Here is a 10,730-nt window from a genome sequence, read left to right on the forward strand (position 1 = left end):
AAAAGACTGGAAAGAAGGATCCCGATTCAGTCGCTGCATGATTAAACCAGAAAAAGAAAAATTTTCTTAAAAATAATTATTTGGATATCAATACATAAAGCTCACAGCATTCATTAATCTGTAATTTTGATTTTCATATTCAAAATTAATTTTCTAATTTCGCGGCATTGAAACAGACCCATGGTGTAGCGGTAACACTACTGATTTTGGTTCAGTCATCTGGGGTTCGAATCCCTGTGGGTCTACAAACCATCCTTTTTTAAGGATGGTTTTTGTTTTTTACTACTCTATTATTCGAGCGCGAAGAAATTAATTTGAATCAGGCGCTAAAGTTGGGGCAAGCAAAATGTTGAGTTAATGTGAATAGGAAAAGTAATATTGGGATGGTGTACCCATCACTGTCTGACTCCGTAGAAATAATATTCATCGACTGAAGATGATCTTCGATTGTAGCTTAAAAAAAAATTAACCACAGATCGCACAGATTTCCACAGATGTTTAAGTATTTTTTTCAGAGGCTTTTTTCTAATCGGCTTTCAGCCCAATAGAACTATGAAAAATAGTTGTAAGTATTCTTTAATCGACCTAGGAATCAGGAGCGTTAATAAACCTTTCCTACCTGTTCCTCACAGTTGAATCTTTAGTTTTTAATATTATCCACAACTTTTGCACTTGATCCTAAATCTTAGCCTTCGTTACAGTATTCATGATCCTTATTGGTTTTACCCCATGAAAAACTCAGCCTTTAATTCAGAAAAGTAAAGATAAATTAAACTTTTGCCTGGCCTCTCAATTTTTTTTAATGAATCAGAGAAAATACGACAAGTCTTGTCGCTTCCCCGTGATAGCTTTGCACAGATAAAGGCATAAGTGATAGATATCATATTCAATCACTTTAATATGAATATGAAGTTAACATTTGTTAAAAATTGTTAAATTCGCGTGGTTTTAATCAAACTAAAAAAACAATAGATGAAAAAACTCTACATGGGTGCTTACACGGTATGCACTATTTTGGGACTTTCTGCCCAGGAAGTGGTATGGCAGAAAGATATCAAATCCTCGACCCAGGATTTTCTAAGCCAGGTGACCACCACCATCGACCAGCAATATTTAATCACCGGAAGCTCTATTCACTCACGTAGTGGAAAGTTGGAAGCCGGAAGTAAGCCCAACAACGGCTATGACTTTCATTTGATCAAACTTGACCAGCAAGGGAAAGAGGTATGGGAAAAATATTTCGCAGGTCAGAATCACGATTTCCTTTCCGCTACGGTAACCACTCAGGACGGTGGATTTTTGGTGTCCGGTACCTCGTATTCCGGGAAAGGCCTTGATAAAAAAGACGATTCCAAAGGCGGATCCGACATCTGGTTGATCCGGATCAATGAATTCGGAGATGAACTGTGGCAGAAAACCTTAGGCTCCACTGCCGATGAAGAAGCCAAAGCCGTTATCCAAACCACAGACCTCGGTTTTTTTGTAGCCGGAAACATCCAAAACTCAGCCCAAGGCTATGGCTCCAAAGACGTATGGATTACCCGGCTTGACAAAGACGGAAAAGAACTTTCCCAATTGATTCTAGGAGGAAAAGGACTCGATGAAGTGGAGAAAATGATTCCCACGAAAGATGGCGGAGCTTTATTAGGGATCTACTCGAGGAGCTCGGCTGTACAAGGGACAATGTCCAATGTACAAAGTACCGGCAACTCAGGCACACCCGACACCCGACATTTTACATCAGTACAAAAAACTACAGAAAACTATGGCGAAGGAGACTACTGGATCGTTAAGCTGGACAAAACCGGCAAAGTAGAATGGGAGAAGAACTATGGCGGAAAAGGCGATGACCATATCAGAACTTTAGCTTCAACCCCTGGTGGCTTTGTCATCGGTGGCGAATCCAGATCCGAAAGATCCGGCAATAAATCCGTAGGCATCGAAGAAGGGACCGACCTTTGGGTGATGGCCTTAAATGAACGGGGTGAGGAGCAGTGGCAGAAATCCTACAACTTCAAAAACAGGGATATCCTGATGGGAATGAGTGTAATTCAGAGTCAAGATACAAGCACCAGGAACCAAGACTTAATAAAGGGGATTTTGTTGGGCGGTTACACCCAGGCAGAAGGAAGAATAGAAAAAGATGATGAAACTTTCTGGATGCTGTATGTGGATGGAAATGGAAATGAGCAGTGGCGAAAACACGTAAGCGGCGAGTCCAGAAAAAGAGAAGAGAGGCTTTCGGATCTGAAATTAAACCGTGACGGTTCCATTATCCTGGCCGGCACCAGTGCTGAAGAATTGGGTAAAGAAAATTGGAAGATCGTAAAACTGGGTGACCAACAGGTCAATGTCCTGATCGTTAAGTATGACATCAAAATCTACCCTAATCCTGTATCCGACTATGCCTACGTAGAAATCGGCTTCGATTTTAAAGAAGCAGATATCCTAGTGTATGACATGAGCGGAAGACAGCTTCAGAACTTGAAGACCAAGAATAAAGTCACTAAAATAAATACCCAGGCCTTGGTGCAGGGAACTTATCTGGTGACCATAAAAACAGATACGAATAAAACAGCAAATGCTAAACTAATAAAAAAATAAAAAGCAAATGAAAAAAATATATGCATCGTTGGCGCTACTGGTAGCTTTACAGGTAATGTCACAACAACAGCCTCGTTATGCCTTACAAGGTGTTGAGGTTAAATCTCCGCAGTCTTATGCATTTGAAAAATCTGGTAATGTACCGATCAGTTTATATACAGGTGCCCTGGATCTGAAAATCCCAATGTATTCTATTCCAACAAATGGAGGAAAAAGCATTGACATTTTTGTTTCTTATGATTCTTCCGGTTTTTTGCCACACAAGAAATCAGATAATGCAGGAATGGGCTGGTCGATGCTTGCCGGGGGACGAATTACAAGGGTTCTTAATAGGTTTCCGGACGAATACAAAGGAAGTCCTACCTCGACCAGTACTAACAATCCTTTTGATAGTGGCGCCGATCTGCATGGGTTTTTGACCGGAGTCAGACTGAATCCTTATACAAATACACAAGTTTATAATCTGAATAGTGGTGCAGGAGGTTTAAATGGTTTGGATTGGCGATTGGGATCTACGCAGAATGGATATGAAGGAACACCCGACCTCTTCAATTTTAATGCTCCAGGGTTGAGCGGAAAATTTGTAATTGGCAATGATGGTAATGTGTTGGTTGAATCTGAAGATCCTAATATTAAGGTAGATCTTTCGGGGATGGTGTCTTATGGTGGAAAAGGTTTTTGTAAACCACCAGATCAGACCATTGTTATTATTGATGGACAAGGAAATAAATATACTTTTGGAGGAGACTTCTCTAAGTACGAAATAAGCTACTCATTAGTAGACCCCGGATTTAGTAAAGATAATTGGTTCAATGGTTTTCCTTACATAAGTTCCTTTAGTCTTTCCAAAATTGAATTGACTACAGGACAGATAGTTAATTTTGGCTATGTGCAGGATACATTGGGCAGTGATTTTTGTAGCCTTACTACTGATTGGTCTGATTTTGAAAACAATCCGAAGGTGCTGAATTTTGAGGGGTATTTCCAAGATGGTGCAAGAGTAGATGAATGGACAAACTGCCCTGGAGGGCTTATGAGCTGTGTGAATGGCAATTCCAGTACATCATCGTCGCGGGAAACTTTTGCTTTGGTTAAGCGTTCACTTTTAGAAAGTATTATGTATGGTACCCAACAGGTAAAGATCAATTATAAAGATACAGGCTATCCGATAAAACACTACGATGGGCAGGCAAATGCAGATTATATTAATGAATATGTTATAGATAATATCCAGCTTTTTGATAACAATCGTCTGATCAAAAACAACATATTTGCTTATGATGATCTGGGAGGGAATAACAAAAGGCCATTCCTGAAATCCATCACCAATCAACAAAGCAATAAAGTATATCGTTTTGAGTATTATAATACAGCCAACTTACCAAAATATGTTACTAAAGGTATTGACCATTGGGGATATTGGAATGGCAACGATAATAATATTAATCTGGCACCTTATGATACGTACAATACCGCAACAGGAGATTATACGCTAGATAATACCTACAGGGATACTAATATTCAAAAATATAATGTAGGATTATTAAGCAAGATCACCTATCCTACAAAAGGGTATTCGGTTTTTGAATACGAGCCTGCCTATTATGGAAAAAGAATTGAAAGAAATTCAGCCAGTGCTTTCCTACCAACTCTGACGAATAACTCTGGGGTAATCGGCGGTGCACGAATTAAAAGACAATATGATTATTCAGAAAATAATGGAATAATCAATAACAAGGAATACAAATATACTACTGCCTTAAGTAGCTCTACTTCTTCAGGAATCCTAATGAACTGGCCTAGATATATTTATTATTTTGAGTTTAATTTCGGTTCCAGTACGAGGAAATTGTTTCTTAGATCAAGCTCTAATATTCAGCAGAATAGTTTGGACAGCTATAATATTGGATATTCAAAAGTATATGAGATTACGGCAGGTAAGGGCTATACTGAGTATGACTTTACCAGTTATGCAGATTATCCGGATATTCTAAACCCAGAAACAAATAATATAAAGCAATATTCTCCAGGAAGCCCTCCATCATCACCCGAAAATTTATACAAAAATTTCAGAAACCTGTATGGTATTGACCGTAGTGTTTTAAGAGGTAAGCTAAAAACAGAAACAAACTATACTGAAGGTTCTACCAATCCATTAAGAAAAACAGAATTTGCTTATAACGACAATATTGATTACAATTCAAACAATTTAAGAGATAACAACAACTATGTTAGCTTTAACCACCTCTCAGGTATATGGGTGCAAGGATATAAAAAATACATGAATTCTTCAGCAATAAAAAAGAAGACCGTAACTGAGTTTTTGAATGGTACGTCAATTACTACTTTAACTGACTACATCCATGATAGCAGTATACATTTAAATCGGACAAGAGAAAACAATACTACCTCAGACAATACTGTGATCTCCCAGAGCTATTCCTATGCCCAGGATTTTAATAATACATTAATGGTTGCAAAAAACATGACGGGAATTCCGGTACGGACTGAGGTAAAGCAAACTAATAATACCATTGGTAAAACTGAAACTGTTTATCCTACATCATTACCAACAGCACAGACTGGAAACTTAGTACTGCCATTATCGGAAAAAAGATTTGATATTCAGACCCTAACAAATTCCACTACTGAAGTAATGTATGACAAATACGATGCAAAAGGCAATTTACAGCAGTACACTACAAAAGATGGTGTCTCCACAACAATTATCTGGGGCTATAATAATACGAAGCCTATTGCAAAAATTGAAGATATAAAGCTTGCAGCTATCCAGCAATCTTATATTACCGCAATTGTCAACGCTTCCAATACGGATGCTGCTGCCGGCAGAAACAATGATGAATCTTCCTTACTATCTGCTTTTACCACGTTCAGAGGTCAGCTTCCAAATCATCAGATTACAACCTATTCTTATGATCCATTAATTGGGGTGAGAAGTATTACCCCGCCATCCGGTATCAGAGAGGTCTATCTTTATGACCCTGCCGGTAGGCTTAAGGAAATCCGTGAGAATAATCAGACGGGGCGTCTGGTAAAAGAATTCAAGTACAACTATAAAAACTAACACGAATGAAAAAAATAATGATCCCCTTAGGAGTACTGCTGATGGGAGGAGTAAAGGCTCAGCTCAGCCCTCTTCCCAATACAGAAAACTATATTCAGACCAAGACCTATCTTGATTACAATGGAACTTCCCCTACCAAATCTGCTGAAACCGTTCAGTATTTTGATGGCTTGGGAAGACCAAAGCAGATCGTTAATGTCAAAGCATCCCCTCTTGGACGTGATGTGGTTACTCCCATTGTTTATGATGATTTTGGAAGACCAGTGAGGGATTATCTCCCTGTACCCCAATTATCAACTAACAATGGAAGTATTTACTCCCAAAATTCTAGCTTGGTGGATTTTCCCGTGGGTGACCCTCAGGGATTATATACCAATGAAAAAGCCTTTACTGAAAAAACTCTGGAAAAATCTCCCCTTGACCGGATCCTGGAACAAAAACAGGTCGGAACAGCCTGGGATACCAAACCGGTGAAGTTTCAGTATGATGCCAATGTGCATGTAGACTATGTAAGGAAATACGAAACAACAACCACCTGGGTAGAGAACAGAACCCAAACCTCTGTCAAGCTTCTTCAGTATTTTCTTCCTAACAGCCTCTATAAAAATACCATCACCGATGAGGATGGCAACAAAACCATTGAATTTAAAAATGGTAAAGGGCAGCTGATCCTTTCAAGAAAAGTATTGAATGCGACAACAAATGCGGATACCTATTATGTGTACAATGAATATGACCAGCTGGCATTTGTTATTCCTCCTTCAGCACCTGCTCAAATAGTAGATCCTGTTACTGTAGAGGATCTTTATTATCAATACCGTTATGACGGCAGGAACCGATTGGTAGAGAAGAAGCTTCCCGGAAAAGGCTGGGAATATATGGCGTATGATAAGGCTGATAGACTTATCATGAGCCAGGATGCCAATATGCGCCCTTCCGGTAAGTGGCTGTTTACCAAATATGACCAGTTTGGAAGAGTCATTTACACCGGAATCTCCAATACTCCTGCTGGAAGAGCATCAATACAAAACAATGCGAATGCGAATGCTAATTTATATGAGACCAGAAGCGCTACAGCAGGCCTTACCTTAAATGGGATGCCGGTATATTATACTAAAGCTTCGACCCCTACCAATGTCACTCAGATTTTAAGTGTTAATTACTACGATACTTATCCGACTTATGACTTCAATCCACCTTTTCCAGTATCTATCCAGGGAGAGACTACTTTACAGCCATCAATGATGGCTGATGGAAAAAGCACCAAAAGCCTTCCTGTGATGAGCCTGGTTAAGAATATTGAAGATGACAACTGGACCAAAACCTATTCTTATTACGATACCAGAGGAAGAGCCATAGGAGCCCATTCTATCAATCACCTGGGAGGGTATACCAGAACAGAATCAAAACTTGATTTTGCAGGGGTTGTTAAAACCTCTGTGACCAAACACAAAAGGCTTGCTACTGACACCGAGAGGATCATTACCGAAACATTTGAATATGATCACCAAAACAGACTGCTGGCTCACAAACATCAGGTAGGAACTAATCCTGTTGAAATTCTGGCTCAGAATAAGTACAATGAACTTTCACAGCTTGAATCCAAGAAAGTAGGAGGAATAAGTGCAGCCTCTCCCTTACAACAGATTGACTATAAATACAATATCAGGGGATGGATGACTAAAATCAATGATCCGAGTACCTTAAATGGGAAATTATTTGGGTATGAGCTGAGGTATACCAATCCAATCAATACTACCTATGCTCCGGGCAGGCACAATGGAAATATTACAGAGGTGGACTGGAGAACAGCGAAAGATAATGAACTGAAAAGATATTCCTATAGTTATGATGCTTTGAACAGGCTTAACTTTGGACATTATTCCGAACCTAATACGACAGTTCCTTTGGAGAATCACTATGGGGAGACTACAGAATATGATCTGAATGGAAACATTATGCGGTTGTATAGAAACTCTAAAAATACAAGCAATGGCTTAGCCATGCAAATTGATGATCTGACTTATGTGTACTCCGGAAATAGGCTTACGAAGGTAACAGATGCTTCCCAGAATTATTTAGGATATGCTGGGGGAGGAAACACAATTGGTTATGATCTGAATGGAAATATGACGGATCAAAAAGACAAAGGAATCCTTCAGATAGCTTACAACCATCTAAATCAGCCTGACAATGTGGTTTTTGATAAGCTCTATTACCCTAGAAGTGGAAGACCTTTGAATATAAGAACAGAGTATCTTTATGATGCCAATGGAAATAAACTTCGTAAAAAATACCATAATAAATATAAGGATAAAGGAGGCGACGGAGAAGAGATTACAACGACAGATTATCTGAATGGATTTCAGTATGATGCTAAAAATATCAACGGAAATTCTTCTGCTTCGGTATTAAAATTTATTCCTACCTCAGAAGGATATTACAACTTTGAAAATAATAAGTATATTTACAACTATACTGATCATTTGGGAAATGTAAGATTAAGCTACATGAAAGGATTATCAGGGATGGAGATTATCGAAGAAAACAATTACTATCCTTTCGGATTAAAACACGAAGCTGATAATCCGAATGTTGGCAATCCTTCTTATCAGTACAAGTACAATGGTAAAGAATTACAGATAGAATCAGGGATGTATGATTATGGAGCGAGAATGTATATGTCAGATTTAGGAAGATGGGGAGTCGTGGATCCGTTGGCGGAAAAATATAGAAAACATTCCCCTTACAACTATGCAGTAAATAATCCAATAATGTTTATTGACCCTGATGGTCGTGGTGTAGAAAGCACTCATACAGATAAATTTGGAAATGTTGTTGCAGTTATTAAAGATGGGGATTTAGGGGTTTACCGTCATAATGGTAATGCTAAAGAAACTAAACAAGAGCTTAACGAAAACTATTCTAAAGAAAATACTTCGGGAGGTGGGGAAAGAATGGGAAGAACACTTGTGTGGAATTCCTTTACAGAATTTGATGGAAGTGGCAAGGAAGCAGGTAAAATAAATTTTGGATCTTTCCAAGCAAGAGATTGGCTTAATAATTTTAGTAAAGATGTCTCTAACGATACTGAAGCCAATGGAGGATTTGTAGCAAGGATGAATTATGCTTGGAATGGTGGCGGAGGCGATAAATATGATTATAAAACGCAAAATGGTGGCGGGTTATATGCCGGTTCACAAATAGCAGACGGGGTATATGTTTCAGCCAGAGATGTTGGAAACTTTGCAGCAGGCAGGGCAGCTGCAATAACAGGACAAAATAAAATGGATTTCATGCTGAATGCAGGAGGATTTAACATATCGGGGAATAGTAAACTGGGGCTTATATTTAAGAATTCACACTGGAAAAGTGAAGCCCAAAAAGAAGGTTTTCCAGCGTATGGAGAACATTTTAACTCAAATCTATTTCAGCGTTTAGGCTATGAAAATGTAACGACTGCTGAAGGAATAATCAAAAAAAGCAAAATAATATGGGGAGATCGAAAATAAAAAATATCTGTCTGCTTTTACCATTATTGCTATCTATTATAGCATGCGGAGGTTCTAGTTTCGATAAATTGGAAGGCATTGGTTTTTCTTATCAAGTAGGTGCAGGCAAAACAGATATAGTACGTCTTAGATTCACTACTGACGAAGGAGCACCTTCCATTCAGATTTTCGACACAAAGGGAAGACTTAAAGAAGAGGCTATCATTGCCCCCAGTTGGCCATTCCGAATGACCGCAATAAAAAATGATACGATACAAATGACCTATATTGTTGAGGAGAGTGATCTTGATATGTTTTTACGTTGGTTCAAGAAAAAGAAAAGTAAATACTATCCTACTCATATAGGTCATTATTCGATCCAGTATAACTATAAGGTACGAAATGTACATTTTATGGATCAAGATACACTACAAGTAGATTCATTGTATATTGATGAGAATACACAAATGATGTCTCTATTTTTAAAACAAAAATTAATTGCTAAAAAGCCGATGTATTTGTTTACAGTTGGGTCATCGGAAATATCACTTTATGACCCATCAAGTAAGTCATATATATATACATTTGCAGACAATAAGAATATTGCTGAGGAGTATCTTAAAGAAGTTATTGCTTTGTATTAATTAGTAATATTCTTCTACTACGCAAGGTTCAACCTTGACTTGATAAAAAACCACTGCAACCGCGGTGGTTTTTGTATTGTTCTGTTTGTAAATAAAAACAATAAGTCATGTTAGATTTGAAACTCAAAAGTAAAGAAAGCTATACGCGAAAAGACACGTCTAAAAATATTTAATAAATTATTATAATAGATTGGTTACAAAACTGGTTTGAGAAGCAATGTGACGGGAGCTGGGAACACGACTATAAGCTCAGTTATAAAAAGGATGCTAAAATATTAAAATTAGCACAGGAAACATTTAGAGGAAATGATTTATTACGTAAAGAGGCTAACACTTTGATAGGGCAATTAAAATCAGGTAATATAAATCCTGGTATTGGAACTAAAAATATTGGTAAAAATGCTTTTGAGGCAAGACTAGAGGAGGTTCAAGAGTTTACTTTAGAAATAGCTCAAATGATGTAGAAGTAGTAGGATATTCACATAAAGGTAATCAACAGCAAGTAATTAACCACCTTTGAAAAAATAAATAATCTATGAAAGATTTTAAAATAGTATTTCCAAGTGGATATAGTGTGAATGATTATTATAACGATAATATTGATTTAAATATTATTCTTCCTTCTGGAAGTGTTTTCTTTTCTACCTTCTTTACAATTATTAATGTTAAAAACTTAATTGATAAGGATGATGCAGTATATTTTTGGTCTACAGATATGCTTATTGTAAAAGATTTGAAAAAAGAAACAATAAAAAATGTTGTATTTAATATGATTAAGGATGAATATCTTGAATGTGCATGTACAGAGGTAACCTTCCCTGTTTTTCAGACAAATTAAAATTATTAAATTTAGTTTGTTAAACCTTATGAAAAAGAGCAAATTTTCGGAACATCAGATTATCCATA

At 37.5% G+C, this 10,730-nt stretch carries 5 protein-coding genes and 1 tRNA gene; all 6 read left to right on the forward strand.

The window, feature by feature from the left end; all coding sequences use genetic code 11:
- Window positions 1–174 precede the first annotated feature (174 nt).
- The 6 genes from DRF67_RS04455 to DRF67_RS04485 all read left to right on the forward strand — a co-directional run bounded on the left by DRF67_RS04455 (window position 175) and on the right by DRF67_RS04485 (window position 10,662).
- A tRNA-Gln gene (locus DRF67_RS04455) sits at window positions 175–245 on the forward strand.
- A 727-nt stretch (window positions 246–972) separates the two neighbouring features.
- Window positions 973–2,604 (forward strand): T9SS type A sorting domain-containing protein, encoded by a 1,632-nt coding sequence (locus DRF67_RS04460; protein ID WP_115927028.1) that lies wholly within the window; start codon window positions 973–975, stop codon window positions 2,602–2,604.
- A 7-nt stretch (window positions 2,605–2,611) separates the two neighbouring features.
- Window positions 2,612–5,689, forward strand: a complete 3,078-nt coding sequence (locus DRF67_RS04465) for an RHS repeat domain-containing protein (RefSeq protein ID WP_123912707.1) — start codon at window positions 2,612–2,614, stop codon at window positions 5,687–5,689.
- A gap of 5 nt (window positions 5,690–5,694) precedes the next feature.
- Window positions 5,695–9,201 (forward strand): DUF6443 domain-containing protein, encoded by a 3,507-nt coding sequence (locus DRF67_RS04470; protein WP_115927032.1) that lies wholly within the window; start codon window positions 5,695–5,697, stop codon window positions 9,199–9,201.
- Complete coding sequence (locus DRF67_RS04475) at window positions 9,183–9,824, forward strand: hypothetical protein (RefSeq protein WP_115927034.1); 642 nt, start codon at window positions 9,183–9,185, stop codon at window positions 9,822–9,824. The genes DRF67_RS04470 and DRF67_RS04475 overlap by 19 nt, the downstream gene beginning before the upstream one ends.
- A gap of 535 nt (window positions 9,825–10,359) precedes the next feature.
- The gene (locus DRF67_RS04485) at window positions 10,360–10,662 is read left to right on the forward strand and encodes a hypothetical protein (protein WP_115927036.1); all 303 of its coding nucleotides are present in this window, start codon (window positions 10,360–10,362) and stop codon (window positions 10,660–10,662) included.
- Window positions 10,663–10,730: the final 68 nt, after the last annotated feature.

This window comes from Chryseobacterium pennipullorum (assembly GCF_003384725.1).
GTDB classification, from domain to species: domain Bacteria; phylum Bacteroidota; class Bacteroidia; order Flavobacteriales; family Weeksellaceae; genus Chryseobacterium; species Chryseobacterium pennipullorum.